The organism is Streptomyces barringtoniae, assembly GCF_020819595.1.
GTDB lineage: Bacteria > Actinomycetota > Actinomycetes > Streptomycetales > Streptomycetaceae > Streptomyces > Streptomyces barringtoniae.
In genome coordinates this window covers 188,293-215,012 of record NZ_JAJHNP010000012.1, presented here as the reverse complement: position 1 = coordinate 215,012, position 26,720 = coordinate 188,293, and the positions used below count along the sequence as shown (strand labels likewise).

Sequence of the window (26,720 nt, the reverse complement as noted above, 5' to 3'; positions counted from 1 at the left end):
GACCTACACATAAAGAAAGAATAAGAGCAAACTGGGACACGGTGGTAAACGCACACCGCACCAGACACGGTCTGGCCTGCAAGTCAAAGGAGACGAGTTATGGCCAACGTGCACAGGGGTGATATATCGACCCACCCCGATGTCTCCGAAATGCGGGCACGCTACGCCCGCATGCTCGGCGGTCGTGATGTGGCGCTCGTGGACGGGCCGGTCTTCCTGCTCGGGCTCTACTGCGCGGCATCCCCGTGGATCGTGCACTACACGACGAGCCAGCCCGCACTCATGACGCACAACCTGATCATGGGCATAGCGATAGGACTGCTGGCACTGGGATTCACCCGGGCCCCCGAGCGGATGTACGGCCTCAGCTGGGCCATGTGCGCCATGGGCATCTGGTTGATCATCGCCCCCTGGATCGTGGGCAGCGGCCCGGACAAGGGCGTGATCATCAACAACGTCGTCATCGGCGCACTGGCGCTCGTGCTCGGACTGGTCTGCGCCGGTACGGCGGCGCGGAGCACGCCCAGGCCGTGACAGGAGACGCGCGGAAAGGAAGAACAGGAAGAACAGGAAGTACGAGAGCAGTACGCGGAGGCCGGTCCGCCCGTGCGGGCCGGCCTCCGCGTATCCGCTCAGCGCCCCGGCACCAGCCAGGGCTCCTGCGGCAGCGTCCGGCCGGTCTCCAGCAGCGACTTGAGGTTGGACAGCACGGCCGGCCAGCCGGAGGCGACGTCGGAGCGCTCGCCCTCGTCGTTGAGGTCCTCGTGGACGACGGTCAGCCGGACGATGTCCTCGTACGGGCGGATCTCGAAGGTGACGCGGGAGTGGCGGTCCGCCCGGCTCTCGTCGTCGGGCGCGGCCCAGGTGGTCACCAGCCGGGTCGGCGGCTCGCTCTCCACCACCCTGCCGACCACGTCGGCGATGCCGGAGCCGTCGGTGCGCACGTGCGCCCAGCGGGAGCCGGGCCGCCAGTCGGACTCGTTGCGGTGGCCCCAGTAGGCGGCCGTCAGGTCGGCGTCGGTCAGTGCCTCCCAGACCTTCTCGGGTGTGCTCGCGATGTAGGTGACGTACACGAAACTCGGCTTGTCGGTCATGGCTTCCTCTGCTCGTCGCTTCAGGGCGCCGAGCGCGCTCAGGCGCGGGCGCTCGAACTTGTCGATCCACCGCTCCTGGATCTCGTGGAGCGGTACGGGGTTGAGGTAGTGCAGCTTTTCCCGCCCCCGCCGCACCGTGCTGATCAGGTTGGCGGCCTCCAGGACCGCCAGATGCTGGGTGACCGACTGGCGCGTCATGGCGATGCGCCCGCACAGCTCACCCAGGGTCTGGCCGTTGTTCTCGTGGAGCCGGTCCAGCAGGCGCCTGCGCGTGTCGTCGGCCAGCGCCTTGAAGACCCTGTCCATCCCGGTGTCGTCTTCTGATCGCACACTCAACGTTATGCAGGCCGTTACTTGCATGTCAAGGAAGGGCAGGCCTGGGCGCCTGATCACCTAAGAAATCAGTCCAGATCGCCCGGTTGAACCCTGGATTATGTTCCGATTCGCGAAGAACGCTACGAACATCTGTTACACGACGTACGGGCGACCCTGATGAACGGTCCGTAGTGTCCAAGACACACCGACGAACGAAACCGATCGAAGGACAGTTCACCGATGCGTGCTCTTCGCACCCTGCGCACCACCCTCGTCGCCGCCGGCGCCACCGCCGTCCTCGCCGCCTCGGCCTCCGGGGCGTTCGCCGCCGCCGCACCAGAGGCGGCGCCCGTCGCCCACGCCTCGGCCCCCTGCAAGGACAAGCGCGTCCCCGTCAAGACGGTGCGGCTCGCGGACAAGGTCTCCGTCGCCAAGGTCTACAAGACCGGCAAGCACCGGTTCGTGGCAGAGATCTGGGCGAAGGGCACCAAGTACGGCACCCTCGTCGCCAAGGACCACGCCGCCCGCGGCCAGAACAACGGCCTGCACGTCACGCTGCACCCGAACGGCAGGGTGACGTCCTGGATCGAGCGGGCCCAACCCGAGCTCCGGCCCGCCGCCGAACGCATCCTCGTCTCCACCACGACACTGGCCGACGACACCTCGACCGCCAAGGTCTACCGGCTCAGCGCCCACCACTACGAAGCCGACGTCTACGCCAACGGCACCAAGTACGGCACCCTCGTCGCCAAGGACCACGCCGCCCGCGGCCAGAACAACGGCCTGCATGTCCTCCTGCAGCCGGACGGCCGGGTGACGTCCTGGGTGGACGACGCCCCCGGGACCAGCGCGGCCGAGCCCACGGTCCACGTGCAGGTCGACCGACAGGCCCGGCAGGGGAAATGACGGTGTGCCGGCTCTCCGGACCTGCCTTCCGGAGAGCCGGCGCATCGGCGTGTGCGCCGTGCCGGGCAACGTCGGTACGGCGCCGCGCCTTGGTGCGTGCCGGTGAGAGGCCGGCTGTCACACGGGGGCCACGTCGGGGTCCGCGCCCGCCAGGTACTCCTCGCTGATCTCCTTCTCCCCGAACGGCCACACCTTCTCCAGCCGCGCCCACACGACGTAGGCCACACAGCCGAGCGCCAGCCAGGCCAGGGACCATTCGATGGGATGACGGCCCGGGGAGTTCTTGTCGGCGTACCCGTAGATCACGCACCAGCCCGCGAACGCGACGAGGCTCGGCAGCGGATACAGCCACATCCGGTACGGGCGGCGCAGCTGCGGCTGCCGCCGCCGCAGCACGGTGAGGGCCACGATCTGGGCGAGCGCCTGGACGATCACCATCACCGTGGTCAGGAGCTGGATGAGGGTGGCGAGGTCGGTGTGCCGCCCGATCAGGAAGCCGACGGCGGTGATCACGCCCATGGTGGCGAGTCCCAGCATCGGGAAGCGGTGCTTGGGGTGCAGCTTCTCGTACGGCCGGAAGAAGACGCGGTCGCGGGCGGCGTCGTAGGGCACCCGGGAGCCGCCGAGCAGGCCGGTGAAGACCGAGGCGAAGGCCGTGATCAGGATCAGCGCGGTGACCGTGTCGGCCGCGCCCTTGCCCCAGGTCTTCTCCAGCACCGCCGAGGCGACCGAGGTGGAGGCGATGTCGTGCGGGTCGGCCATCCGGCGCCAGTCGATGACACCGAGGGTGCCGATCTGGAGGAGCAGGTAGATCGCCATGATGCCGAGGATGGAGAAGAGGATCGAGCGCGGGAGGATTCGGCCCGGGTCCTTGATCTCGGCACCCATGTACGCGGTGGTGTTGTAGCCGAGGTAGTCGTAGATGCCGATGGTCAGGCCGGCGGCGAAGCCGAGCCAGAAGTGGTTGCTCGTCAGGTCGAAGGCGCCCGACGGGTAGGTGAAGGCCAGGTGCGGGCTGAAGTCGGAGGCCGCGGCGACGATCACCAGCAGGACCGAGGCGATCATCACCACCCACATCACGGCGGTGATCCGGGCGATGTGCTCGATGCCGCGCCAGAGCAGCAGCACGACCAGCGCGATGACGCCGAGGCCGACCAGGTCGCCCGCCGTCTGCCCGAGATCCGGGGCGAGGTAGCCCAGGTACTGGACGAAGCCGACCACGCCCGTGGACATGATCAGCGGGATGAAGAGCATCGCCGTCCACACGAACAGGAACGGCATCAGCCGGCCGGTGCGGTACTGGAAGGCCTGGCGCAGATAGACGTAACTGCCGCCGGAGCCGGGCATCGAGGCGCCCAGCTCTGCCCAGACCAGTCCGTCGCACAGCGCGAGGACGGCGCCCGCGACGAAGCCGATGACCGCCTGCGGCCCGCCGAACGCGGTGACCATCAGCGGGATCGTGACGAACGGCCCGATGCCGCACATCTGGCTCATGTTGATCGCCGTGGCCTGGAACAGGCCGACACGACGGACGAAACCACCCGTGGGCGGCGGACTACCGGACATGGGGACTCCTGACGCGACGGGCACGCGGGCCGTGTGCCCGTCGCAGGCGGCACGCCCCGGCCGGGCTGACTGGGCGATAAAGTTAAGGAGCCTTACTAGCCGCGTCAAGTGTGCGCGGGGAATGCGTGAGAATGGTGCGATGGCCGCCAGCGACGTCATAGAGCAGCAGGAACAGCCCTGGAACCGCCGGCGGCTGCGCAGCACCAACGAGCGGCTGCTGCTGGACCGGCTGCGCACCCTCGGCGCGGCATCGCGCGCCCAACTGGCCCGGGAGACCGGACTGTCGAAGCCGACGGTCTCCAGTGCGCTGGCCTCCCTGGAGACGGCCGGCCTGGTGCACGAGGTCGGCACCCACGCCCCGGAGCGCGGGCGTACCGCCGTGCTCTACGCCCCCGACCCGGCCGCCGGGTACGCGCTCGGCGTGGACATCGGCCGCGGCTGGCTGCGCGTTGCGGTGGTCGACCTGGACGGCACGGTGGTCGCCCGGGCCGACGTACGCAACCGGGCCCGCGCCTCCGCCGCTCTGGCCGACCTGGTCGTGGGCACCGCCCGGCAGGTGATCGGCAACTCGGGCGTGGACCCGGCCGAGGTGGTGCACGGGGTGGTCGGCACGCCGGGTGTCTACGACGAGAAGCAGCGCCGGGTGCGGTACGCGATGCACCTGCCGGGCTGGGGGCGCGCGGGGCTCGTCGACCGGATGCGCGAGGAGCTGGGCGTACCGCTTGAGGTGCACAACGACGCAAACCTGGCGGCGCTCGGCGAGTACACGTACGGCGTCGGCACCGGCAGCCGGCTCTTCGCGTACATCCTGATCGGCACCGGACTGGGCATGGGCGTGGTCGGCGAGGGACGGCTGTTCACGGGGGCGCACGGGCTGGCCGGCGAGATCGGCTTCCTGCCCTGGCCGGGCCGGCACAAGCCGGAGCGGCTGGAGGACGCGGTGTCCGGGGTGGCCGTGGTGGAGGCCGCCCGGGAGTTCGGGATGAGCGGGCAGCTCACGGCGAAGGCGGTCTTCGACGCGGCCCGGCAGGGGAATCCGGCCGCCCTGCGGGCGGTGGAGCTGGAGGCCGAGCGCATCGCACACACGGTGGCGGCCGCCGCCGCGGTGCTCGACCCGGATCTGGTGGTGCTCGGCGGCGGCGTCGGCCACAGCGTCGACCTGCTGCTGCGCCCGGTCCAGGAGCAGGTGCGCGCGCTCACCCCGCTGCGGCCGCGGATCGCGCCGAGCCGCCTGGGCGAGGACGCGGTGCTGCTCGGCGCGGTGGCCACGGCGCTGGACACGGCGCGGGACCTGGTGTTCGAGCGCCGGACGGCCGGAACCTGACCGCCCGAACGGCGCCACCGCCCACCGTCATTGACACGACCCCGCACGGCGCCCTAGCTTGAGCCAGATTAGTAAAGTTTCCTAACTTTACAGCCCGGGAGCCCTGTCATGTCCCCTCGCCCCGCCCTCGGACGCCGGTACGCCGTCACCGCCCTCGTCCTCGGCCTGCTCGGCTCCCTGACCGGCGGCGCCTGGGCCGGTGCCCGGCAGCCGGCCCCGCCGCACGGGCCCGCCCGGACCACCCGCGTCCCCGCCGCGGCCGGCACCGGCACACCGCTGGCCGGTTACGCCATCCAGTCCTCGGCGAAGGTGAGCGAATCGCCGGACGTCATCTCCTCCCCGGGCTATCCGGCGCAGGGCTGGTATCCGGCGGGCCCCCGCTCCACGGTCCTGGGCGCGCTGCTCGCCGACGGCGTGTACGCCGACCCCTTCTACTCCACCAACCAGCAGAAGATCCCGAAGGCCGACTTCCAGGTCCCCTGGTGGTACCGCTCCGACTTCACCGTCCAGGACACCACGCAGCGCACCTACCTCGACTTCAGCGGGGTGATCCCGGCGGCCGACGTCTATGTCGACGGCCATCAGGTGGCGCAGGCCGCGGACGTCACCGGTGCCTACACGCACCACGAGCTGGACATCACCTCACTGGTCAGGTCCGGCACCAACACGGTCGCCTTCCGCATCCGGCCCAACGACCCGGACAAGGACCTCACCATGGGCTGGATCGACTGGCTCCAGCCTCCGCCCGACCGGAACATGGGCATCGTCCGTGACGTCCTGGTGCGCAGGAGCGGCCCGGTGGCGCTGCGCGACGCGCACGTGACCACCGGGCTCGCCGTGCCGTCGCTCGCGTCCGCCGACCTGACGGTGAAGGCGCAGGCCCGCAACGACACCGGCAGCGCGGTCACCGCCGAGGTCACCGGACGCATCGGCGCGACCACGTTCACCCGGCGGGTTCCGCTCGCCGCCCACGAGACGAAGACCGTCGCCTTCTCCCCCGCCGACACCCCGGGACTGCATCTCACCTCGCCGGAGGTGTGGTGGCCGGCCGGGATGGGCGGACAGCCGCTGTACGGCCTCAACCTCACCGCGTCCGTCGCCGGTACGACGTCCGACACCGCGCACGAGAGCTTCGGCATCCGCGACGTGCGGGCCCCGCTGAACGCCGACGGCGCACGCCAGTACCTGATCAACGGCCGCACACTGCTGATCAAGGGCGGCGGCTGGTCGCCGGACGAGTTCCTGCGCTGGGACACCACATCTGCCGAGGACCGGCTGAAGTACGCCCTCGACCTGGGCCTCAACACCATCCGTCTGGAAGGGCACCTGGAGCCCGACGAGTTCTTCGACCTGGCCGACCGCTACGGCATCCTCACCCTGCCGGGCTGGGAGTGCTGCGACAAGTGGGAAGGCCAGGTCAACGGCAGCGAGACGGGCGACAAGTGGACCGAGGCCGACTATCCGGTGGCACAGGCGTCCATGGCCGCCGAGGCCGCCCGGCTGCGCGACCACCCGAGCGTGATCTCCTTCCTGATCGGCAGCGACTTCGCGCCCGACGCGAGGATCGAGAAGACCTACCTGGACGCCCTGAAGGCCGCCGACTGGCCCGACCCGGTGGTCTCCGCCGCCTCGGACAACTCCTCGCCGCAGCTGGGCAGTTCGGGCATGAAGATGACAGGGCCCTACGACTGGGTGCCGCCCGGCTACTGGTACGCCAAGCGCGAGGGCGGGGCCACCGGCTTCAACTCCGAGACGAGCGCGGGCCCCAGCATCCCCACACTCGACACCCTGCGCCGCATGCTGACCCCGGCCGAGCTGGACACCCTCTGGAAGGACCCGGACGCGAAGCAGTACCACCGCTCGCCGTCCTCGGTCTTCGGCACGCTCAAGATCTACGACACCGCCCTCACCGGCCGCTACGGCGCCCCGAAGAGCCTCGCCGACTACGTGCGCAAGGCCCAGCTGGCCCAGTACGAGAACGTCCGCGCCCAGTTCGAGGCGTACCAGCGCAACGCCACGGACTCCGCCAAGCCCTCGACCGGAGTGATCCACTGGATGTTCAACAGCGGCTGGACCTCGCTGCACTGGCAGCTGATGGACCGCTACCTCGATCAGGGCGGGGCCTACTTCGGCGCGAAGAAGGCGAACGAGCCGCTGCACATCCAGTACTCGTACGACAACCGCTCGGTCGTCGTCGTCAACCACCGGCACGCCTCCGCGACCGGCCTCACCGTCCGGGCCACCGTGTTCAACCCCGACGGGACGCAGAAGTACGACAAGACGGTGGGCGGGCTGACGGTGGGCGGTGACGGGGCGCACGGCACCGCGCTCACCCTGCCGTCCTCGGTGGGCGGACTGTCCTCGACGTATCTGCTCCGCCTGGTCCTGACCGGCGCGGACGGCAAGGAGGTGAGCCGTAACGTGTACTGGCTCTCCACCCGGCCCGACACCCTCGACTGGTCCGGCACCACCTGGTACTACACGCCCACGACGAGCTACGCCGACCTCAGCGCGCTCGCCTCGATGGCGCAGGCCCCGGTGTCGGCGACGGCGGCCACCGAGTCGTCGGACGGTACGTCGACCACGACGGTCACCCTGCGCAACACCGGGAGCGGGAAGACCCCGGCACTGCTGACGGACGTCCACCTCGTGGACGCGCAGGGCAGGCCGGTGCTGCCGGTGCGCTGGTCGGACAACGAGGTGAGCCTGTGGCCGGGCGAGTCGGTGACGCTGACCGCCACCTGCCGGACGGCCGATCTGCACGGCTCGGCGCCGGGTGTGCGGGTCTCCGGCTGGAACACTGCGGAGCGGACGGTGCCGGCGGCCCGGCGGAACGGGGGCGGACCGGTACGGCCCGCCCCCGGCCGGTTCAGCTCACGTTGAGCGCGGTGTCGTCCACGACGAACGACGTCTGGTACTGGGAGCCCTCGGTGCCGGTGAACTTCAGCGTGACGGTTTGCCCGGCGTAACCGCTGAGGTCGAAGCTGCGCTGGGTGTAGCCGGAGGCGGCGTTGAGGTTCGAGTACGTCGCCAGGGTGCCGAGGACCGTGCCCGAGCTGCTCAGGACCTGGACCTTGAGGGTGTCGTAGGCCGTGCTGGTCGAGGTCTCGGCCGTGTCGATGTGCAGGTAGAAGCTGAGCGCGGCCGTCGAGCAGCCGGACGGGATGGTCACCGACTGGGACAGGGTGTCGGTGGTGGCGGTGCCGTAGCCGTCGAGCCAGGCGTAGTACGAGCCCGCATGGGCCGGTTCACCCGTCGCGTTGGTGATGACGCCGCTGGACGCGCTCCACGTGGTGCTGCCGGACTCGAAGCCGTTGTTGCCGAGCAGCTGCGCGGCGGTGCAGGTGCCGCCACCGCCGCCTCCCCCGCCGCTGCTGGTGCCCGAACCGGCCAGCCAGGCGGTGGCGTTCAGGGCGAGGGGGGCGTCGGTGGCGCTGGAGTCGTTCCAGCCGTCGTACAGGGTGTTTCCGGACTGGCCGGTGCCGTCGTCGATCGGGGAGCTGTCTCCCCAGAACGCGACGCGGCCGCTGCCGAAGGTGCTGGTGAGGAAGAAGGCGCCGGTGTTGCCGGAGTAACCGGTGCGGTAGAGCAGGCCCTTGACGTTCGGGTTGTCCGACGGCTTGAGCGTGGCGGTGGTGCCGTTGGCGATCAGGCTCTTGGTGACGGTGCCGAAGGAGCCGTGCAGCACCGGGTCGGTGCTGTCGCTGATCGCCGCCGGGTGGTCGGAGCCGATGTTGAGCGAGTCGATCGAGAAGCCGAACGGGTCGGTGGAGTCGACGCTGTTGTTCGTCATCAGGTCGTTGAGGATCTTGACCGCGTCGGCGCCGTCGTTGTTGCGGTCGGCACCGGTGTGGTCGGAGACCATGAACAGTCCGCCGCCGTTCTTCACGAAGTTCATGATCGCCGTCTTCTCGGCGCTCGTGAACAGCGTGTTGGGTTCCGGCAGGACCAGCGTGTCGAAGTTCGACAGGTCGGTCGAGGACGAGCCGCCGTAGCTGAGGCTGGAGCCCGACGGCAGCGTCTTCAGGCTGTAGTCGCCGGTCTTCTGCAGCGCCACGCCCCAGGAGGACAGGGCGCCGGTCCAGTCGGTCTCGGCGGACGGGGAGGAGTCCTGGCCGAGCGGGTCGGGCTGGCTGGTGGAGATGATCCAGTCGGCGTTGCCGGCCGTCTCGGCGTGGGCGTTGTCGAACAGGATGCGGTGCGTGGTCGCCGCGTGGGCGGCGGTGCCGCTGCCGACCTGGACGGCGGCTCCGGTGAGGAGCAGCCCGAAACCGGCCAGGGCGGTGGTGAGTCTGCGGCGGGATCTCCTGGATCCGAGCATCCGGCGAACCTCCATGAGGGGTGGGGAGAGGCGGTGCGGCGCCAAGTCTGCGCGCGTAGAGCCCGCTTGAGGGTTCTACACGCGTCGATTGGTTGAAAGGTACATGGCATGAAGCGCGGATGAACAGAAAGTCCCGGCAATAACCGGAGCGGAGTGCCTCCGCCCACAGCGGGCACATGCTTGGCGGGAGACAAGACCAAAAGGGGTGGACATGGAGATCTCCGGCATCATCAGCGCCATCGTCATCGGCCTCGTCATCGGCGTCCTGGGGCGCCTGGTCGTCCCCGGGCGACAGCACATCGGCGTCCTGTGGACCATCGTCGTCGGCATCGTGGCCGCGCTGCTGGGCTCGGCGATCGCCGCCGGGTTCGGGGTCGCGGACACCAAGGGCCCCGACTGGATCGAGTGGTTCATCCAGATCGCCCTGGCGGCGGTCGGGATCGCGGCGCTGGACCGGTCCCGCGTCCGTCACTGACGTGGGGTCAGCCGCCGTACAGACAAGGGGTTGTGGTGCTCAGCGCGTGGAAGCCGAGGCGCTCCAGGATCGGGCGGCTCATGGGTGAGGCGTCGACCTGGAGGTAGCGGTAGCCGTGGTCGGCGGCGACGCGGGCGCGGTGGGCGACCAGGGCCCGGTAGACACCCCGGCCCCGCCAGGCCTCGACCGTGCCGCCGCCCCACAGTCCGGCGAACCGGGTGCCGGGCACCAGTTCCATCCGGGCGGCGCTCACGGGTTCGTCCCCGGCGAGCGCAACCACGGCGACGACCGTGCCGGGGTCGGCGGCCAGGCGGGCGAGCAGCCGGTGCCGCAGCCGGGTGCCGTCGGTGCCGAAGGCCTTCTCGTGGACGTCCACGACGAGGTCGACGCCGGCCGGGTCGGTGGCCCGTACGAGGCGGATGCCCTCGGGAGGCTCGGCGGCCACGGCGAGCCGGCCGGTCTCGCCGACCATCAGTGTCTCCTCGGCCTCGGCCCGGAATCCGGCGGCGAGGAGCCGGGCGCCGAGGTCGTCCGGCCGGTCGTGGCCGTAGAGCTTCCACTCGAAGTCGCGGCCGAGGCCGGTGAAGTACGCGACCTGCTCGCGGATCGCCCGGTCCGCGTCCGCCGCGTCCAGGCCGGACCAGAGCACGCCGTTCCACCCCTGGGCGTCCGCGATCTGGCGCACCACGGCGCCGGTCCGTTCGATCCGGGCAGCGGGTCCGTCGGGAGCCGCGTTCTCGCGCATGTCACGGTCGTAGAGGGCGAGCACCGCCGAGTGATCCATGCCCCGACTCGACCATGCCGGACCGGCCCGGGGCAACGGGATTGTTCCGGCGGCCGCCTCAGGGGTCGGGCACACGGCAGGTGGGGACAGTTCGCCCGGCCCCGAGAGGTACGGTCCGGGATCAGCCCAGTTCGAGCGTGGTGACCCCGAACACGCGGTGCCGGGCGTGCTCGCGGACCGGCCCGGTGTACATGCGGGCGGTCTCGAAGGAGGCCTGGAGTCCGGCCTCCTCGGCGAGCGCGACACCGGCCGCGTTCGGCTCGGGCACGTCGATGGCGACCTCGCCTCCCGCGGCCTCGGCGGTGAGGGCGGCGAACAGGGCGCGGGCGTCGTCGGCGGTGTCCGCGAAGAGGGGGCCGACGCGGAGGGTGTCGCGGCCGGGGCGGAGCACGCCGTAGCCGGTGAGGCGGGCGCCGTCGTGGCGGACGAAGGCCCGGTGTCCGGGGCCGGTGAGCCACTGGGCGAGGAAGCGCGGACGGTCGGCCGGGTAGCAGGCGCCGTCGTAGGCGGTGATCGCGGCGAGGTCGGCGGGCCCGGCCGGACGGACGCCCGCGGGCCTCTCGCGCTGCGGGGCCGTACCGGTGAACCGGATGGTGCGGTAGGCGAGTTCGAACCCGGACTGGCGGTAGTTGTCCTGCTGGGCGACGACGCCGTCCAGGCCGACGGTGCGGTTGCCGGCGTGGGCGAGGGCGGTTTTCCAGGTGGTGAGGCCGTGGCCGTGGCCGCGCAGGTCGGGGCGGACCAGATAGCAGCCCAGGAAGGCGTACTCCGGGCCGTAGTTCACCACGGAGACGGCCGACACCGGCTCCCCGTCGATCCGGCCGAGGAAGAACCCGTCGGGGTCCTGTGCGAAGAACGCGGGCCCGTCGGACAGGCCGGGATTCCAGCCCTCCGCCGCCGCCCATCCGGCGATCACCGGCCAGTCGGCGGGGGTGGCCTGGGTGACGACGAGGTCGTGGGGGGCCGCAGGGGTCATCGATGCGCTCCGTTTTCCGTGGGGACCGGACTGCCGTGCCGCATCCTTCCGGATCAACGAAGGCCGCGCCACGGGGAGATCGGCCGTTGCACCCGACGCGGCCCGGCCACCCCGGGCGCACGCCAGAGCCCGGCGAGCCCGGTGCGGCAGCGCCCGCCCTCCTCCTCGTGTCCTCCGTCACCCGGTGGATCCCGTGCGCCGTGGGCCACCGGCACCGCCGGCTCGCGCGCGAGCCAGGCCCCACCGGGCCGACGTCCGGTGGGGCCTGGGAGGGGGTGGGTCAGTCGGTGCGGGCGGAGCGGAAGCGGCGATAGAGGGCCGTGCCCGAGAGGAGGAGCACCGCGCTGCCCGCCACTGCCGGCAGTGCGATGTCCGTGCCGGTGTGGGCCAGCGCGGACGTCGCCGGCTGGGCGACGGGGCGTGGCGTGTGCGGGCCGGGGAGGTGCCTGGTGGGTGCCGGGCTGCGGGGGGTACGGGGCCGGCCGACGGAGCCGTTGACCGAGTGGTTGCCCTCGGCCGGGTTGCCCACTCCGATCACGTTGACGCTGTTGCCGCTGACGTTCACCGGCAGATCGACGGGGAGCTGGACGTCGTTGCCGGAGAGCACGCCGGGGGAGTCCTTCGCGGCGCCGCGGGCGGAGGCGCCGCCGGACGCCGACCTGCCTCTTGCGGTGCCGTGGTCCGCGTGGTTCGCGCAGGCGTTGCCGACGGCGGGGTTGAGCAACCCCACCACGTTCACGGTGTTGCCGCACACGTTCACCGGCACGTGCACCGGGAGCTGGATGCCGTTGCCGGAGACCAGCCCGGGCGAGCCGGCCGCGGAGCCGTCGGCGGCGGCACCGCCGGCCGCGAAGGCGGCGGACACCGGCAGTGCCACGGCCATCGCACCGGAGGCGGCGACAGCGGCGATCACACCGTTACGGGTAGCCCGTCTCATAGGTTCCCTGCCTTCCAGACTTCGTCGCGGGCACTCACCCGCACCCCATAAAACGCAGGCGAACCATCCGAGTTATGGCTTATCGGTCTTTCACCCCGTCGAGCGACAGTGTTATCGAACTGCATGTAAAGACTCTCAATGATCGATAACGGGCATCGAGGGCGCGGAGAGTACGGCACCGCGCACCCTCCCGCCCGTCGGGAGGCGGGCCGTCCGGGGCCCGCTTATGGTGATGCGAGGGCGCCGTCCCCACCGCCCGCGACAGGCGTCCCGGGAGGCGATCGATGCTGGCCAAGCTGTCCACACGGCCCGCCGTGCGGCGCTGTGCGGGTACCGGAGCCCTCGCCCTGACGCTGCTCGGCGCCGGGCTGCCCGCGGCCGACCCGCCGCAGCCCGACCTGTCCCGGTTCTACCGGCAGAACGTGACCTGGGCGGCCTGCAAGGGCACGGGCATGCCGAAGGACCTCCAGTGCGGCAAGGTCACCGTCCCGCTCGACTACGCCCGGCCCCGCGCGGGCACGCTCGACGTGGCCCTCGCCCGCTACCGGGCCACCGGCAAGAAGCAGGGCTCGGTGCTGCTGAACTTCGGCGGGCCCGGTGGTGCGGGCGTTCCCGAACTGGCCGCCGACGGCAAGGAGTTCATGGACCTGACCAACGGCTACGACGTGGTCACCTTCGACCCGCGCGGCGTCGGCCGCTCCTCCCCCGTCAGCTGCGGCGAGGGCAGCGAAGAGGCCTCGTCCGCGCTGGACGACGAGGCCGGCCTCGCCCATCCGCAGGCACTGCTCGCCAGGTTGCGCAAGGCCGCCGACGACTGCGCCCGGCACTCCGGCCCGGTGCTGCCCCACATAGGCACCGTGAACGCCGCCCGCGACCTGGACGTCATCCGCCAGGCCCTCGGCGACAAGAAGCTCAACTACCTCGGTTTCTCGTACGGAACGCGGCTCGGCGCGGTGTACGCGACGCAGTTCCCGCACAAGGTCGGCCGGCTCGCCCTCGACGGTGTGGACGCCCTGACCGAGCCGCTTTCCGCGCAGGGGCTGGCCGCCGCCGAGGGGCAGCAGACCGCGCTGGACGATTTCCTGGACTGGTGTACGACGGACGTCGCCTGTCCGTTCGGCCAGGACCGGCGTACGGCCGGGGACCAGGTCGTCGGGCTCGTGCACGCGCTCGACAAGAACCCGGTCCCGACGGACATCGGCGGTTCGTTCTCCGGACAGAACCTGGTCGGCGCCATCGGGCAGGCCCTCTACAGCAAGCAGCTGTGGCCCTCCCTGGAACGCGCCCTGGCCTCGCTGGTCCAGGACGGCGACGCACGGGGCGTGCAGCACTTCGCCGCCGGCGGCGCCGGCCTGACCCTCGGCGGCCACCGCGACGGCGGTCTGGTCGATCCGCAGGACGTGCCGGCGGACAACCTCGAGGCCGCGCTGATGGCGATCGACTGCGCCGACGACCCCGACCGGCCCGGCGCGGCGCGGATCGCCAAGGACCTGAAGAGTCTGCAGACCCAGTACGAGCAGGCCTCGCCGGTCTTCGGCCGCTACCGGCTGACCGAGGTGCTCATGTGCTACGGCCGCCCCAAGGGCACCGACTTCATCCGCGACCGGGTGAAGGACGTCGACTCGGCGAGGATGCTGCTCGTGGGCACGCGCGGGGACCCGGCGACGCCGTACCGGTGGACGGTGGAGACGGCCGCACGGCTCGGCCCGTCGGCGGTGGTGCTCGACAACAAGGGCGACGGCCACACCGGCTACACCTCCTCCACGTGTGTGCACCGGAAGGTCGACGACTTCCTGCTCTACGGCTCCCTGCCGCCGAACGGCAGTTCCTGCCCGGCGGACGGCAACGACTGGAACGTCACCCTGAACCCCACCAACTGATGACAGCGGGGACGCACGCGGGTAACAGCCGCGAATCCGGCACAACCTCCCGGCACTCCCGGCCGTCACACCGGGCAGAGCGCGCTCCGGCCGCCGTATCCCGTAGTCGACCACGAAGGGGGACACCATCATGCGCATCCGCGCCGCCATCGCCGTACCCGCCGCCTCGGCCGCCGCGGCGGGCCTGCTGCTGACCGCACCGCAGAGCCAGGCCGCCACGGCCCACCACGCCGGGTCCGTCCGCTGCGCCGGGACGTCGCTGACCGTGCGGGCGAAGGCCGTGCCCGGCGATCCGACCGTGCTGCGGGCCGGCGTCACCAACCGCGGCGCCCGCGCGTGCGTCGTGGACCGGGTGCCCACCGTGACCTTCGGGGACCTCGACGGCGCCGCGCTGCCGACACCGGAGGGCGGCGCCGGCACCTACCGGCTCGCGGCCGGGCGGACCGCCTACGCCGACGTCCGCACCATCGGCGACCCGGCGGACCCCGAGGCCCGCCGGGTGGACACCGTGACCGTGGCCGCCTCGGCCGCCCAGTGGGGCCGCTCCTTCAGCGCCGCGCAGCTCGGCACCGGGAAGCGCGTCCTGGTGTGGGAGCCGGTGACGACGTGGTGGCAGCCCACGCGGGCGGCCGCGGACCGGGCCATCGGCCTCAGCCGGTGATCACCTCGGGCGCGTAGACCTCCAGCCACCGCGCGAGGTCCAGGGCGCGTTCCAGGCCGCGCCGGGCCGCCTGGGTGCTGACGGGCGCCTCGCGCTCGGCGGCCTGGCGGAGCCGGTCGCGGTCGACGAGGTCGAAGACCTGGTGCGAGGGCCGGGAGAGCAGTTCCTTGGCCTGCTCCTGGAGGGCGCGGGCGTAGCGCGGGTCCTGCGTGGACGGGTAAGGGCTCTTGACCCGTTCGTACACCGACTGCGGCAGCACGTCCGCGGCCGCCTCCCGCAGCAGGCTCTTCTCCCGGCCGTCGAAGGACTTCAGGGCCCACGGGGCGTTGTAGACGTACTCGACCAGGCGGTGGTCGCAGAACGGCACCCGGACCTCCAGTCCGACGGCCATGCTCATGCGGTCCTTGCGGTCGAGCAGGGCGCGCACGAAGCGGGTCAGGTGCAGATGGCTCATCCGCCGCATCCGGTACTCGAAGTCGCTCTCGCTGTCCAGCCGTTCGATGCCGGCGACGGCGGTGCGGTATCCGTCGGCGACGTAACTCTCCAGGTCCAGGGACTTGGAGAGGTCGGCGCGCAGTACGTCGGCGTCGTCACCGAAGTGCCGGTTGAACGTGGCGAGCCAGGGGAAGGTCTCGGCGCGGCGCGCCTCCTCGTCGAAGAACTGCAGGTAGCCGCCGAAGACTTCGTCGGCGGACTCGCCGGACAGGGCCACCGTGGACTTCTCGCGGATGGCGCGGAAGAGCAGCAGCAGCGAGGTGTCCATGTCGCCGAAACCGGCCGGCAGGTCGCGGGCGCGGATCACCTGCTCGCGTACGGCGGGATCGGCGAGGGACTGGGCGTCGAGCACGATGTCCTGGTGGTCGGTGCGCGCGAGTTCGGCCACGTCGTGCACGAACGGCGCGTCGGGGGTGCCGCGCAGTTCGTCGGCGACGAAGTTGTCCGTCTGCCCGACGAAGTCGACGGCGAAGCTGCGCACCTTCTCGCCCTGCCCGGCCAGTTGCCGGGCGGCGATCGCGGTCATCGCGGAGGAGTCGAGGCCGCCGGAGAGCAGGGTGCAGCGCGGGACGTCGGCGACCAGCTGGCGGCGCACGATGTCGTCGAGCAGCGAGCGCACGGTCCTGACGGTGGTGTCGCGGTCGTCGGTGTGCGGACGGGTCTGCAGGCGCCAGTAGACGCGGGTGGACAGGCCGGAGCGGTCGACGGTGACGACCGTGCCGGGTTCCACCTCGCGCATGCCGTCCCAGATCGCGTGTCCGGGCGTCTTGACCAGGACGAACAGTTCCCGCAGCCCGTCCAGCGTCACCCGGCGGCGGACCACGGGGTTGGCGAGGATCGCCTTGGGCTCGGAGCCGAACAGGACGCCGTCGGAGGTGGGGTGGTAGTAGAACGGCTTGATGCCCATGCGGTCGCGGATCATCACGAGCTTGTCGTGGCGGCCGTCCCAGACGGCGAACGCGTACATGCCGTTGAGCCGTTCGGCGACCGCGTCACCCCATTCCAGGTAGCCGTGCAGGACGACCTCGGTGTCGGAGTCGGTGGTGAACCGGTGGCCGCGGTCCCGGAGTTCCCGGCGCAGTTCGGTGAAGTTGTAGGCCTCCCCGGAGTACACCATGGCGACGGTGCCCTCCGGGGTGGCCACGGACATCGGCTGACGGCCGCCGGGGAGGTCGATGATCGCGAGCCGGCGATGCCCCAGGGCGGCCGGGCCCTCGGCCCAGGTGCCGCGGTCGTCCGGGCCGCGGCAGGCCATCGTCTCGGTCATCGCATGCAATGTGGTGGCCTCGGCGGTCAGGTCGCGGTCGAAAGAAACCCATCCTGTGATGCCGCACATGCGCTGCCTCCTGCCTCCGGCACACGGCCGAGCAAACCAGTTGTATCGAGCACCTATATGACGAGCCTCCGTCAGGTGTTCCACGCGGTCAACGCGGCCGTAACACGCACGACCCCCGCTCCCCCGTGGTTTCGGCCGGGTTTTGCCTTCGCGAAATCCCCGGATCGCCGGGACTCCGGGCCGGCGGCGCAGAGAACCGGCCACGGGCAAAAACTTGGCCAAGCGGCCGGCGCGTCACTTCTTCGCGGCCAGAAACGAGTCGAGCGCCTCGGTCAGCTCGGCCGGTTTCTCCAGCGGCAGCTCGTGGCCCGCGTCGAGGATGCGGACGACCGCGTCCGGGTAGGCCTTGGCCATCCGCAGCATCTGCCGCACCGGCAGCTGGACGTCGTGGTATCCGTGCACCATCAGCGTGGGCGTGCGGATCTCCCCGGCCCGGTCGAGGACGTCGAAGGCGCGCATCGCGCCGTACAGCGTCATCACGACCTCGCGCGGGGTCGCGGCGGAGGCGCGGATGTGGGCGCGGATCTCCTCACGCGGATAGCCGGGGGCGAAGGCGCGCTGGATGTTGGCGGCCACGAAGAGCCGGTACGGCACCAGGGTGGAGGCGGCCATGAGCAGACCCCTGCCGCGGCTGTACGTCATCCGGCCGATGGAGCCCACCAGCGCCATCCGCTCCACCCGCTCGGGGTGGGCCAGGGCGATGGTCTGCGCGATCATCCCGCCCATCGAGTGGCCGACCAGCACGAACCGTTCGACCTCGAGGTGGTCGAGGAGGGCCAGCACGTCCCGCGCCAGCTCCGCGATCGTGCGCACCCCGGCTCCGGTGCTCTCCCCGTGTCCGCGCAGGTCCAGCCGGATCACCCGGCGTCCTGCCGAGAAGTGCGCGATCTGGTGGTCCCAGCGGTGCCGGTCGGCGGTCCAGCCGTGGACGAACACCAGGGGCACCTCCGGCGCGTCGCGGGGGCCCTCGTCGTCGTACGTCAGGGCCGCTCCGTCGACTTCGAGCTGCGGCATGTCAGGCCTCCTGGGGCGTGCTGCGTCCGGTTACTGGCCGGTACGGTAGCCGCACGGGGGGCGCCGCGTCACCGGTGTCCGGCAAGCGGTCCACGGCCGTGCGCCCCGGAGACCCACGGCGGCTTCCGGTGCGGATTACCCCGAATGCCGTACTTGTGATTCCGACCTATCGTGCTGTCATGGAGCACGCACTGAGTCCCGCGACCCTTGCCGAACTGCGGCGGCCGCGTCCGTATCCGGCCGTGTCCGTCCTGACCCCCACGCACCGCCGCGAACCCGAATCCGGCCAGGATCCCGTCCGGCTGCGCAATGTGGTCACCGAGGCCCGCCGGCGCCTGGAGTCCGATCCCGCCGTCACCCGTGAGCGGCGCAACGAGGTCGTGGCGCAGCTCGACCGGGCGCTGGCGGAGGTGGATCTGGCGCATGCCGAGGAGGGCCTGGTGATCTTCGCCGCCCCGGGCGAGCACCAGGTGTGGTCCCTGGCCCGTACCGTCCCCGAGCGGGTGGTGCTCTCGGACACCTTCCTCACCCGCAACCTGGTCGCCGCCCAGGCCGCCGGGAACCCTTTCTGGGTGCTGTCGGTCTCCGCGGACCGCGTCACCCTGTGGAGCGGCGGCGAGGACCGGGTGGTGCAGGACCGCGCGGGCGGCTTCCCGCTGGAGCGCAGACAGGAGAACTTCGACGCCGAGCGCCAGATGCAGGTCGGCGACCTGAAGAGCGCCTTCCGCGACGAGGGCACCCGGCAGTTCCTGCGCGAGGCGGACACCGCCATGAGCACCGTCCTGCGCGAGGAGCCCCGCCCGCTCTACGTCACCGGCGATCAGGCGGCACTGTCCCTGCTGGACGAGGTCGGCAGCGTCGCCAAGTGCGCCGTCCACGTCCCGCACGGCGGCCTCACGCACGCCGGCCCCGAGGCGGTGTGGCAGGCGCTGCGGCCGGTGCTGGAGGCGGAGGCCCGCAAGGACACCACGTCCGTGGTCCGGGAGCTGACCTCCGCACGCGGTCACCGCACCTACGCCGCCGGTCTCGACGAGCTGTGGCAGAGCGCCCTCGAGGGCCGGGTGCGGCTGCTCGCCGTGGAGGAGAACTTCCGGGCAACCGTCCGCGATCTCGGCGGGCATCTGGTGCCGGCCGAGCCCGGCGACCTGGACGCCCGCGAGGACATCGTGGACGAGATCGTCGAGCAGTGCCTGGAGACCGGTGCCGACGTCCGCTTCGTACCCGACGGCGCACTGGGCGACGCGGACGGGATCGCGGGGGTGCTGCGGTACTGAGGCAGCCCGCCGCACGCCGGGCACGCCCCGGCACCGCCGGCACGGCACTTCCCGGCCCCCGGCACTCCCCGGCAGCGCTTCCTGCCCGGCGTACGCTACGGCGTGATCGTCGCGGCGTGATCGTCGGGTAAGGGAGCGCACACATGGGTGACCTGCTGGGAGTGGCGGTACTGGGTGCCGGACACATGGGGGCGGACCACATACGACGCCTCGACCAAGTGGTCAGCGGAGCCAGGGTCGCGGCGGTGGCCGACCCCGACGCCGAGCGGGCCGCGAAAGCCGTGGCCGGCCTCGACGCGGTGACCGTGCACCCGGACCCCGTGGCCGCGCTGGACGCGCCCGGCGTGGCGGCGGTGCTGATCGCCTCCCCCGGCCCCGCCCACGAGGAGGCCCTGCTCGCCGCCTTCGCCCGCGGGCTGCCCGTGCTGTGCGAGAAGCCCATGGTGCCCGACTCCACGGGTGCGCTGCGGGTGGTGGAGGCCGAGGCACGGCTGGGCCGCCGGCTGGCACAGATCGGCTTCATGCGCCGCTACGACGCCGAGTACCGCCGGCTCAAGGCGCTGCTGGACTGCGGCGATCTGGGCCGCCCCCTGATGCTGCACTGCACTCACCGCAACGTCTCCTCCCCCGGGGACTTCACCAGCGCCATGCTGATCAACAGCTCCGTCTCGCACGAGATCGACGCGGCCCGCTGGCTGCTCGGGCAGGAGCTGACCGCGGTGACCGTGCTGCGTCCCACCCCGTCCGCGAACGCCCCCGAGGGCCTGCTCGATCCGCAGTTCGTGCTGTTCGAGACCGCGGGGGGCGCCCTGGTCGACGTGGAGGTCTTCGTCAACTGCGGCTTCGGCTACCAGGTGCGCTGCGAGGCCGTGTGCGAGAAGGGCAGCGCGCGGATCGGCGACGAGCACACCATGGTGGTCACCGCCGCGGGCGGCGCCCGCGAGGAGGTGGCGCAGGACTACCTCGTCCGGTTCGCCGACGCCTACGACCGCGAGGTGCAGGCCTGGGTGGATGCCACCAGGCGCGGCGCGGTCACCGGTCCGAGCGCCTGGGACGGTTACGCCGCGTCGGTCGTCGCCGAGGCGGGGGTCCGGGCGCTGGAGAGCGGCGGCCGGGAAGCCGTCGAACTCGCCCCGCGCCCGGACCTGTACGACCCCTGCGCCGGGGTCAGCCGCTGACGCTGGCCGCGCCCGTCTCCAGATGCCCGGTGAACCGGCGCGACCAGGTCGCGTCGGAGTCGACGGTCACCGTGAAGTCGTACCAGCCGTTCTGGTACGCGACGGCGTTGAAGTAGTCCTCCGTCGAGGCGCCGGCGGCGACGGTGTAGGCCCACGGGCCGTCGCTGCGGTAGTGGTTGGAGGTGATGGTGAACTTCACCGGGGACGAGCCCGAGTTGGTCATCTTGAAGTAGATCGCGAGCTTGCCCGTGCCCGGTTCGACCGCGTAACGGGTGCTCACCTCGGCCGACTTGCCCGCCCTGGTCGCGTCGCCCTGGAAGCGGCGCAGGAAGCGGTTCGGCCCGACCATGGTGAAGTCGTACCTGCCGCCGCCGAAGCCCGTACCGATGTTGAAGTAGTCGGAGGCGGTGCCGCCCGCGTCGACCGTGTACTGCCAGGGGGTGGTGTCCCGGTAGGCGTTGGGGTGGATGGAGAAGTGGGCGGCGCGGGAGGCCGGGGTGCCCTGGTTGGTCATGGTGAACCAGGCCAGGATCTTGCCGGCCGCGTCGAACTCCAGGTGGTCCAGGTAGCCGCCCGGCTGGTAGGGCAGCGCGCGGGCGGGGCGGGTGCCGGACTCCTGGGCGGGCAGGGCGTTGTCGGTCGGCACCGGGTTGGGCAGCGGGCCGCAGGTGTTGATGCCGATGACGCTGGTCGCGGGCAGGGAGACCGGGCCGTGGACCGGGTTGGCGAAGTCGAAGACGCCGGTGAGGTCGCCGCTGACCTTGCGCCGCCAGTCGCTGATGTTGGCGCACTTGGCCGGCTTGCCGATGGCGGACGTCCAGGTCTCCAGGAAGCGCAGTACCGAGGTGTGCTCGAAGACCTCCGAGGAGACCCAGCCGCCGCGCGTCCAGGGCGAGACGACGATCATCGGGACACGGAAGCCGAAGCCGTACGGCACCCCGTTGAGGAACTCCCCGGCCGTACCGGAGGGCGGTGCCGGCGGGGGCACATGGTCGAAGAAGCCGTCGTTCTCGTCGTAGTTGAGGAACAGGACGGTGGAGTCGAACACGTCCTGGTCGGCGGCGAGGGCCTGGTGGACGAGGCTGACGAAGTGGGCGCCGTCGCCGGGCGGGGCGTAGGGGTGCTCGGAGAAGGCCTGGTTGGGGACGACCCAGGAGACCTGCGGCAGGGTGCCCGCGAGCACGTCGGCCTTGATGGCGGCGGCGATGTCGTCGGGGGTCGAACCGGTCACCTTGGGCACCGAGGACATGCCGCGGTCGTACAGCGGGTCGCCCGCCCTGGCGTTCGCGAAGGTCTTGAAGTAGGCGCAGCCGTTGTCACCGTAGTTGTCGGCCGCGTTCTGGTAGACCTTCCAGGTCACCCCGGCGGCCTGCAGCGCCTCGGCGTAGGTCTGCCAGGTCAGGCTGGACTCGTCGCCGCCGTCGTAGCTGGTGGAGTCGACCTTGCCGCTCCACAGGTAGGTGCGGTTGGGGCCGGTCGCGCTGAGGGCGGAGCAGAAGTAGGCGTCGCAGACGGTGTAGTTGTCGGCGAGCGCGTAGTGGAACGGGATGTCGGAGCGGTCCAGGTAGCCGAGCGAGCGGACGTTGCCGACGCCTGCCACCCAGTTGTCCATGCGGCCCTTGTTCCAGGCGGAGTGCTGCGAGGACCACGAGTGGGGCAGGTCGCCGTTGCACTGGGCCAGGGTCTCGCCGTCCTTGCCGCCCGCGGACGGGGTCGCGCTGAGCTTCCACGGGTACTGGCGGCCCGTCCCGTTCGGCTGGTTGAAGACCGGGTAGCCGCCGCCCAGGGTGATGCCGCTGCGGTCGTCGAAGCCGCGCACGCCCTTCAGACGGCCGAAGTAGTGGTCGAAGCTGCGGTTCTCCTGCATCAGGATCACCACGTGCTGTACGTCCTTGATCGTGCCGGTCGCGGTGGTGGCTGCCGCTGCGGTACGGGTGGCGGCGCCGCCCAGCGCCACACCCGCCGCCACGGACGCGCCGAGCCCCACGAAGCCTCTTCGGCTGATCGGTGTCATTCGCCCCGTCCTTGTCACCTTCGGATGCCCCTGCGGCACACCGCGCGCCAGGGTGCCCGCGGTGGTCGTCGGGATCCATACCGGAGCGGTGAGGCGAAGGTGAACAGAAGTCAAAGCCGCCCGGGGTCTCGCCTCATACCCCGCCGAACAGGGCGCTCAGACCCCGCTCCACCACTCCGGCCAGGTCCTCCTGCCCGGGCGCCACCACCCCGTAGGTGCGCAGCAGGAAGCGGCGCAGCGCCGATGAGGGGAACTGCAGCAGGGCGAGCCCGTGGGGCGAGTGGAACTCCAGGACCGTACGGGTGCGGCCGTACGGCCAGATCTGCACGTCCCCGTGGCCGGCCGGGACCCGCATCCCCTGGTCGAGCAGGGAGCGCGCGAAGACCCAGGTGACCTCCTCGCCGTCCAGGGCGGCCTCGGGCGGGAAGTCCACGAAGACGGCCAGGGGGTCGTCCGTGGTGTAGCGCAGCGTGGCCGACACGGGGATCTCCTCGTCCTCGGCGGTGACGAGCCGGGCCTGTGCGGGCTGTTCGACAGTGATGGCGTCCATGCCTTAATGGAGTCCTCGAAGGTGCCTCGCATGCCGCGAAATCCGGTCAGACTTCGACAGGTACAAGACGCTTCCCGCATACTGGAACAACGGAGCGGCGAACACGCGCGCGAGTGCCGAGGAAAAGCGGCCCGGACGAGACAACTCGCGTAGTTCCCCTACGACTTGGCCCGCCCGGCGCGTACGTCATTCGTGTACGGGGATCACTCGGGGAAGACTCTGGCATATGCCGGAAGCACCACCGTATCGTGTGGTGCCAAATCCCTTACGGGGCGTCGCGGGCTGTGCGAGAGTCGTAACGGTCCCCCCGTCCTCCCCGACCGTCTCGTCCCCAACGGAGTGCGTCATGCCGTCACCGGTCTCCGCGGACCACTCAGCCGCCCAGCCACCCGGACGCGGCTCGGTGGAGGCGTTGATAACGCAGACGCGGCGGCTCAAGGGCGACGTGAACGCCGTACGGCGGGACGCCCCGAGCGACGGCGAGGATCCGCAGGAACGCTGGCAGCGCGCTCTGTACGACCTCGCCCTGCACCAACTGGACGACCTGGACGCCCACTTGGCCCAGCTCCGGGACGGACCGGCCACCGAGCCCGCCGAACCGGTCGGGGCACCAGCCCTCCGGCCCGCGCCCGCCGCCGCCCCGAGCGGCTCCCTGATCAGCCGGGTCGGCAGCGCGGAGTGGGACCTGCTGACCGACGAGGCGACCTGGTCCGGGGAGCTGTACCAGATCCTCGGCCTGGACCCGGACTCCCCCGCCCTCACCCTGGACGAACTGCCCTCGCTGGTCCTGGAGGAGGACCGGCCGAAACTGACCGCGATGGTGACGGACTGCCTGGTCGACGGCAAACCCATCGACGGCGAGTTCCGCGTCGTACGGCCCGGGGGCTCCGTGCGGGCGGTGCACATGATGGGCGAACCCGTGCTCGGCGCCGACGGCGGCACGTCCTCGATGTGGGCCGTGCTGCGCGACGTCAGCGAACTGCGCCGCTGCCACCGGACGGTGAGCGAGACCCGTGACTCGCTGCAGCGTCATCGCCGGCAGGAGCAGACCGAGCACCGGATCGCGGCCGAGCTGCAGGAAGCCGTGCTACCGCCATGGCGCGGCTCCCTGCGGCTCCCGCACCAGGGGCCGCGCACCCTCGACCTCGCCGCCCGCCGCCTCCCCGCGGCGACGACCACACCGCTCGGCGGCGACTGGTACGACGCGCTGGAACTGTCCGACGGCGACACCCTGCTGAGCGTCGGCGACCTCACCGGGCACGGCGTGGCCGTCGCCTCCGGGATGGCGATGCTGCTCGGTGCCGTACGCGGTATGGCGCTGGCCGGCAGCCCGCCCGGCGAACTGCTCGGCATGCTCAACCAGTTACTCGACGCCACCGTCCAGCCCGCACTCGGCAGTGCCGTCTGCTGCCGCTACCGGCCGCAGAGCCACACCCTGGTCTGGGCGCAGGCAGGACACCCCGCCCCGCTGCTGTACCGCGACGGGACGGGGCGCATGCTGAACGCGCCGGACGGCGTTCTGCTCGGCGCCACCTCGGGCGCCGTCTACGGGCAGGCCGAAGAGACCCTCCGGCCGGGTGACCTCCTGCTGCTGCACACCGACGGACTGGTGCCGGGGCACAGCCCGAGCGCGGCCGTGGACCGCCTGCTCGACCTCGCCCCGCGGTTCGGCGCGGCGCGCACCGCGCGGGACTGCCTGCGGGCGGTGGTCGAGGAGTTCGGTGGAGCCGGACGCGAGGACGACGCCTGTGTGCTCGTCGCCAAGGTCACCGCATGAGTTGACGTCAACGATGAGTCGAGGTCACCGACGCAATCCGGCGCACGGGCCCGGTGCCTGTGCGCTCACGCCTGTGCGCTGCGCGGTCCCTTGGACCTCGGCTTGGGCAGGGCGAGCCGGATCTCCTCCCGCAGTTCGTGGATCCTGGGATAGCCGGCGTACTCCGCGGTCAGCCGGTACATCTGCCGCAGCCGGTCCCAGGTGCGACGGGAGGAGTTCGAGCCCATCGACATCAGGGCCAGCCGGGCGTAGCGGTCGGCCTGTTCGGGGTCGTCGGCGATGAAGCAGGCCGAGGCCATGGACAGATGGTCGAAGATCTTCGACCGCTCCCGCCCGTCGACGCGCAGGCACAGGGCCTTCTCCGCGTAGTGCTGGGCGTGCGCGGCCGCGCCCGGGTCGAACTCGGCCAGCGTGCGGTAGGCCAGGGCCTGCATGCCGTACAGGTCCTCGTCCTTGAAGGTCTGCATCCAGTCCAGCGGTTCGCCGTCGCCCCGGTCGGCGACGAACATGTCCTCCGCCTGGCCGAGCGTGCGGCGCATCGCCTGGCCCTTGCCCATGGAGGCCTGCGCCCAGGCCTCGATGGTGTGGAACATCGCCTTCGTGCGCGGCTGGAGCCGGTCGCCGGCGCCGTCCTGGGCGAGCTTCATCAGGTCCAGGGCGTCGTCGGGCCGGCCGAGGTGCACCATCTGCCGGGCCGCCCGGGACAGGGCCTCACCGGCGCGCGGCCGGTCTCCGCCCTCGCGGGCGGCATGGGCGGCGATGACGAAGTACTTCTGCGCCGTGGGCTCCAGGCCGACGTCGTGCGACATCCAGCCCGCGAGGACGGCGAGGTTGGCGGCGACGCCCCACAGGCGCCGCTGGAGATGGGGTGGATGGTGGTAGGCGAGCATGCCGCCCACCTCGTTGAGCTGGCCCACGACCGCCTTGCGCTGAAGCCCGCCGCCACGGGCCGCGTCCCAGGCGCGGAACACCTCGACCGAGCGCTCCAGTTCCTCGATCTCCTGCGACCCGATGGGGGCGGCCTCATAGCGGTCGAACCCAGCGGGGTCGGCGTGCAGGGGGTCGTCGAGGACGGGGGCGTCGGCCTTCAGGGCCGGGTCGGTGTGCAGCCAGTCGTACATGGCGCTGCTGAGTGTGGATCCCGCGGCGAGCGCGGCACCCGCGCCCACCAAGCCGCGTCGGTTGAGCATGAGGTCCATTCCCGTGAATTCGGTGAGGACCGCGGCGGTCCGTTCGGGCGCCCACGGCACGCCGTCGGGATGTTCCTCGATCCCGCCGACCTGCCGATTCCCCGTACGCCCGTGCCGCACCAGACCGAGGTCCTCGATGGTCACGACACGGCCGAGACGCTCGGTGAACAGGGCCGCCAGCACCCGCGGTACGGGATCGCGCGGGATCTCTCCCATGTCGATCCACCGGCGGACCCGGGAGGTGTCGGTCGACAGCTGGGGGTGGCCCATGGCCGCCGCCTGCTTGTTGACCAGCCTCGCGAGTTCGCCCTTGGACCAGCCGGCCAGGCCGAACAGGTCCGCAAGACGGGTGTTGGGTTGTCCGCTCACGTCAAGCCCCCAGGTTCTCGGCTGAGTTGACAGTAGCCCGGTGGAGGTTGCCGGGCGACTATTCGCCAGGGTTCGCCAGGGTCCGCCAGATGGTGTGCCACTGGGCATCGGGTGTCGAGTAGGAACGCGCCACCCCGACCCGGTCGCCGCTCGGTCTCCCGAGCTGACGGGTGCATTCCCCAGGGTGCACCCGGGCGGCCGGGCCGGGCAGGCGCACGCTCGCAGTGCATGCGAACGGAGTACGGGCTCCCCCGCGCTCCGGCCCCGCGCATGTGCCCCGAGCA

At 71.4% G+C, this 26,720-nt stretch carries 21 protein-coding genes; 10 read left to right on the top strand and 11 right to left on the bottom strand.

The genetic code is table 11. The features are described 5' to 3' along the window. Positions 1–99: 99 nt before the first annotated feature. Entirely contained in the window at positions 100–534 is a 435-nt protein-coding gene (locus LMU33_RS23275; RefSeq protein WP_228622470.1) for an SPW repeat protein, read from the top strand. Positions 535–632: 98 nt separating this feature from the next. Here the strand turns inward: LMU33_RS23275 and LMU33_RS23270 are convergent, their stop codons facing one another. Then, positions 633–1,400, bottom strand: a complete 768-nt coding sequence (locus tag LMU33_RS23270; RefSeq protein ID WP_228622502.1) for an ArsR/SmtB family transcription factor — start codon at positions 1,398–1,400, stop codon at positions 633–635. A gap of 249 nt (positions 1,401–1,649) precedes the next feature. Between LMU33_RS23270 and LMU33_RS23265 the strand changes: the two genes are divergently transcribed. Continuing rightward, positions 1,650–2,315, top strand: coding sequence for a hypothetical protein (locus tag LMU33_RS23265; RefSeq protein ID WP_228622469.1), 666 nt, complete (start codon positions 1,650–1,652; stop codon positions 2,313–2,315). 117 nt (positions 2,316–2,432) lie between these two features. Here LMU33_RS23265 and LMU33_RS23260 read toward each other — a convergent pair whose 3' ends face one another. Then, positions 2,433–3,881 carry an APC family permease gene (locus tag LMU33_RS23260; protein WP_228622468.1) on the bottom strand — a complete coding sequence of 483 codons (1,449 nt, stop codon included), beginning with the start codon at positions 3,879–3,881 and terminating at the stop codon, positions 2,433–2,435. A gap of 139 nt (positions 3,882–4,020) precedes the next feature. On the opposite strand from LMU33_RS23260, the gene LMU33_RS23255 reads away from it, so the two are divergent. After that, entirely contained in the window at positions 4,021–5,205 is a 1,185-nt protein-coding gene (locus LMU33_RS23255; RefSeq protein ID WP_228622467.1) for an ROK family transcriptional regulator, read from the top strand. 108 nt (positions 5,206–5,313) lie between these two features. Next, the gene (locus tag LMU33_RS23250) at positions 5,314–8,088 is read left to right on the top strand and encodes a glycoside hydrolase family 2 protein (protein WP_228622466.1); all 2,775 of its coding nucleotides are present in this window, start codon (positions 5,314–5,316) and stop codon (positions 8,086–8,088) included. On the opposite strand, the gene LMU33_RS23245 is transcribed toward LMU33_RS23250, so the two are convergent. Then, positions 8,075–9,526 carry a M6 family metallopeptidase gene (locus tag LMU33_RS23245; RefSeq protein ID WP_228622465.1) on the bottom strand — a complete coding sequence of 484 codons (1,452 nt, stop codon included), beginning with the start codon at positions 9,524–9,526 and terminating at the stop codon, positions 8,075–8,077. The two genes, LMU33_RS23250 and LMU33_RS23245, sit on opposite strands and share 14 nt — an antisense overlap. 211 nt (positions 9,527–9,737) lie before the next feature. Here LMU33_RS23245 and LMU33_RS23240 point away from each other — a divergent pair, with 211 nt between their 5' ends. Continuing rightward, a complete protein-coding gene (locus tag LMU33_RS23240; RefSeq protein WP_228622464.1) occupies positions 9,738–10,001 on the top strand; it encodes a GlsB/YeaQ/YmgE family stress response membrane protein in 264 nt (87 codons plus the stop codon). A gap of 7 nt (positions 10,002–10,008) precedes the next feature. Here the strand turns inward: LMU33_RS23240 and LMU33_RS23235 are convergent, their stop codons facing one another. The 3 genes from LMU33_RS23235 to LMU33_RS23225 form a co-directional block, all read right to left on the bottom strand. Next, a complete protein-coding gene (locus LMU33_RS23235) occupies positions 10,009–10,785 on the bottom strand; it encodes a GNAT family N-acetyltransferase (protein WP_228622463.1) in 777 nt (258 codons plus the stop codon). Between the two features lie 121 nt (positions 10,786–10,906). After that, entirely contained in the window at positions 10,907–11,761 is an 855-nt protein-coding gene (locus LMU33_RS23230) for a GNAT family N-acetyltransferase (RefSeq protein WP_228622462.1), read from the bottom strand. 280 nt (positions 11,762–12,041) lie between these two features. Continuing rightward, on the bottom strand, positions 12,042–12,698 hold the full coding sequence (locus LMU33_RS23225) for a chaplin (protein WP_249814124.1): 657 nt from the start codon (positions 12,696–12,698) through the stop codon (positions 12,042–12,044). A 284-nt stretch (positions 12,699–12,982) separates the two neighbouring features. On the opposite strand from LMU33_RS23225, the gene LMU33_RS23220 reads away from it, so the two are divergent. Beyond that, positions 12,983–14,578 (top strand): alpha/beta hydrolase, encoded by a 1,596-nt coding sequence (locus LMU33_RS23220; RefSeq protein WP_228622460.1) that lies wholly within the window; start codon positions 12,983–12,985, stop codon positions 14,576–14,578. A gap of 130 nt (positions 14,579–14,708) precedes the next feature. Beyond that, a complete protein-coding gene (locus LMU33_RS23215) occupies positions 14,709–15,239 on the top strand; it encodes a DUF4232 domain-containing protein (protein ID WP_228622459.1) in 531 nt (176 codons plus the stop codon). Here the strand turns inward: LMU33_RS23215 and asnB are convergent. Both asnB and LMU33_RS23205 read right to left on the bottom strand, forming a co-directional pair. Then, positions 15,229–17,070, bottom strand: a complete 1,842-nt coding sequence (gene asnB, locus LMU33_RS23210) for an asparagine synthase (glutamine-hydrolyzing) (protein ID WP_228622458.1) — start codon at positions 17,068–17,070, stop codon at positions 15,229–15,231. The two genes, LMU33_RS23215 and asnB, sit on opposite strands and share 11 nt — an antisense overlap. A gap of 234 nt (positions 17,071–17,304) precedes the next feature. Continuing rightward, a complete protein-coding gene (locus LMU33_RS23205) occupies positions 17,305–18,084 on the bottom strand; it encodes an alpha/beta fold hydrolase (RefSeq protein WP_228622457.1) in 780 nt (259 codons plus the stop codon). Positions 18,085–18,263: 179 nt separating this feature from the next. Here LMU33_RS23205 and LMU33_RS23200 point away from each other — a divergent pair, with 179 nt between their 5' ends. Continuing rightward, positions 18,264–19,358 carry a baeRF3 domain-containing protein gene (locus LMU33_RS23200; RefSeq protein WP_228622456.1) on the top strand — a complete coding sequence of 365 codons (1,095 nt, stop codon included), beginning with the start codon at positions 18,264–18,266 and terminating at the stop codon, positions 19,356–19,358. A 143-nt stretch (positions 19,359–19,501) separates the two neighbouring features. Then, positions 19,502–20,536: a Gfo/Idh/MocA family protein gene (locus LMU33_RS23195; protein ID WP_228622455.1), complete on the top strand. Its 1,035-nt coding sequence runs from the start codon at positions 19,502–19,504 to the stop codon at positions 20,534–20,536. Here LMU33_RS23195 and LMU33_RS23190 read toward each other — a convergent pair. Then, positions 20,526–22,550: a phosphocholine-specific phospholipase C gene (locus LMU33_RS23190; protein ID WP_228622454.1), complete on the bottom strand. Its 2,025-nt coding sequence runs from the start codon at positions 22,548–22,550 to the stop codon at positions 20,526–20,528. The genes LMU33_RS23195 and LMU33_RS23190 overlap by 11 nt on opposite strands. A gap of 133 nt (positions 22,551–22,683) precedes the next feature. Then, the gene (locus LMU33_RS23185; RefSeq protein ID WP_228622453.1) at positions 22,684–23,100 is read right to left on the bottom strand and encodes an SsgA family sporulation/cell division regulator; all 417 of its coding nucleotides are present in this window, start codon (positions 23,098–23,100) and stop codon (positions 22,684–22,686) included. A 346-nt stretch (positions 23,101–23,446) separates the two neighbouring features. On the opposite strand from LMU33_RS23185, the gene LMU33_RS23180 reads away from it, so the two are divergent. Beyond that, positions 23,447–24,877, top strand: coding sequence for a PP2C family protein-serine/threonine phosphatase (locus LMU33_RS23180; RefSeq protein ID WP_228622452.1), 1,431 nt, complete (start codon positions 23,447–23,449; stop codon positions 24,875–24,877). A gap of 65 nt (positions 24,878–24,942) precedes the next feature. Here LMU33_RS23180 and LMU33_RS23175 read toward each other — a convergent pair whose 3' ends face one another. Continuing rightward, positions 24,943–26,436 carry a DNA-binding protein NsdB gene (locus LMU33_RS23175; RefSeq protein ID WP_228622451.1) on the bottom strand — a complete coding sequence of 498 codons (1,494 nt, stop codon included), beginning with the start codon at positions 26,434–26,436 and terminating at the stop codon, positions 24,943–24,945. Positions 26,437–26,720: the final 284 nt, after the last annotated feature.

Coding starts and splice junctions, on each gene's coding strand:
- LMU33_RS23215 (WP_228622459.1), top strand. CDS start 14,709: ATGCGCATCCGCGCCGCCATCGCCGTACCCGCCGCCTCGGCCGCCGCG.
- LMU33_RS23195 (WP_228622455.1), top strand. CDS start 19,502: ATGGGTGACCTGCTGGGAGTGGCGGTACTGGGTGCCGGACACATGGGG.
- LMU33_RS23205 (WP_228622457.1), bottom strand. CDS start 18,084: ATGCCGCAGCTCGAAGTCGACGGAGCGGCCCTGACGTACGACGACGAG.
- LMU33_RS23255 (WP_228622467.1), top strand. CDS start 4,021: ATGGCCGCCAGCGACGTCATAGAGCAGCAGGAACAGCCCTGGAACCGC.
- LMU33_RS23225 (WP_249814124.1), bottom strand. CDS start 12,698: ATGAGACGGGCTACCCGTAACGGTGTGATCGCCGCTGTCGCCGCCTCC.
- LMU33_RS23245 (WP_228622465.1), bottom strand. CDS start 9,526: ATGCTCGGATCCAGGAGATCCCGCCGCAGACTCACCACCGCCCTGGCC.
- LMU33_RS23235 (WP_228622463.1), bottom strand. CDS start 10,785: ATGGATCACTCGGCGGTGCTCGCCCTCTACGACCGTGACATGCGCGAG.
- LMU33_RS23200 (WP_228622456.1), top strand. CDS start 18,264: ATGGAGCACGCACTGAGTCCCGCGACCCTTGCCGAACTGCGGCGGCCG.
- LMU33_RS23230 (WP_228622462.1), bottom strand. CDS start 11,761: ATGACCCCTGCGGCCCCCCACGACCTCGTCGTCACCCAGGCCACCCCC.
- LMU33_RS23185 (WP_228622453.1), bottom strand. CDS start 23,100: ATGGACGCCATCACTGTCGAACAGCCCGCACAGGCCCGGCTCGTCACC.
- LMU33_RS23240 (WP_228622464.1), top strand. CDS start 9,738: ATGGAGATCTCCGGCATCATCAGCGCCATCGTCATCGGCCTCGTCATC.
- LMU33_RS23220 (WP_228622460.1), top strand. CDS start 12,983: ATGCTGGCCAAGCTGTCCACACGGCCCGCCGTGCGGCGCTGTGCGGGT.
- LMU33_RS23270 (WP_228622502.1), bottom strand. CDS start 1,400: ATGGACAGGGTCTTCAAGGCGCTGGCCGACGACACGCGCAGGCGCCTG.
- LMU33_RS23265 (WP_228622469.1), top strand. CDS start 1,650: ATGCGTGCTCTTCGCACCCTGCGCACCACCCTCGTCGCCGCCGGCGCC.
- LMU33_RS23260 (WP_228622468.1), bottom strand. CDS start 3,881: ATGTCCGGTAGTCCGCCGCCCACGGGTGGTTTCGTCCGTCGTGTCGGC.
- LMU33_RS23180 (WP_228622452.1), top strand. CDS start 23,447: ATGCCGTCACCGGTCTCCGCGGACCACTCAGCCGCCCAGCCACCCGGA.
- LMU33_RS23250 (WP_228622466.1), top strand. CDS start 5,314: ATGTCCCCTCGCCCCGCCCTCGGACGCCGGTACGCCGTCACCGCCCTC.
- LMU33_RS23275 (WP_228622470.1), top strand. CDS start 100: ATGGCCAACGTGCACAGGGGTGATATATCGACCCACCCCGATGTCTCC.
- asnB (WP_228622458.1), bottom strand. CDS start 17,070: ATGTGCGGCATCACAGGATGGGTTTCTTTCGACCGCGACCTGACCGCC.
- LMU33_RS23190 (WP_228622454.1), bottom strand. CDS start 22,550: ATGACACCGATCAGCCGAAGAGGCTTCGTGGGGCTCGGCGCGTCCGTG.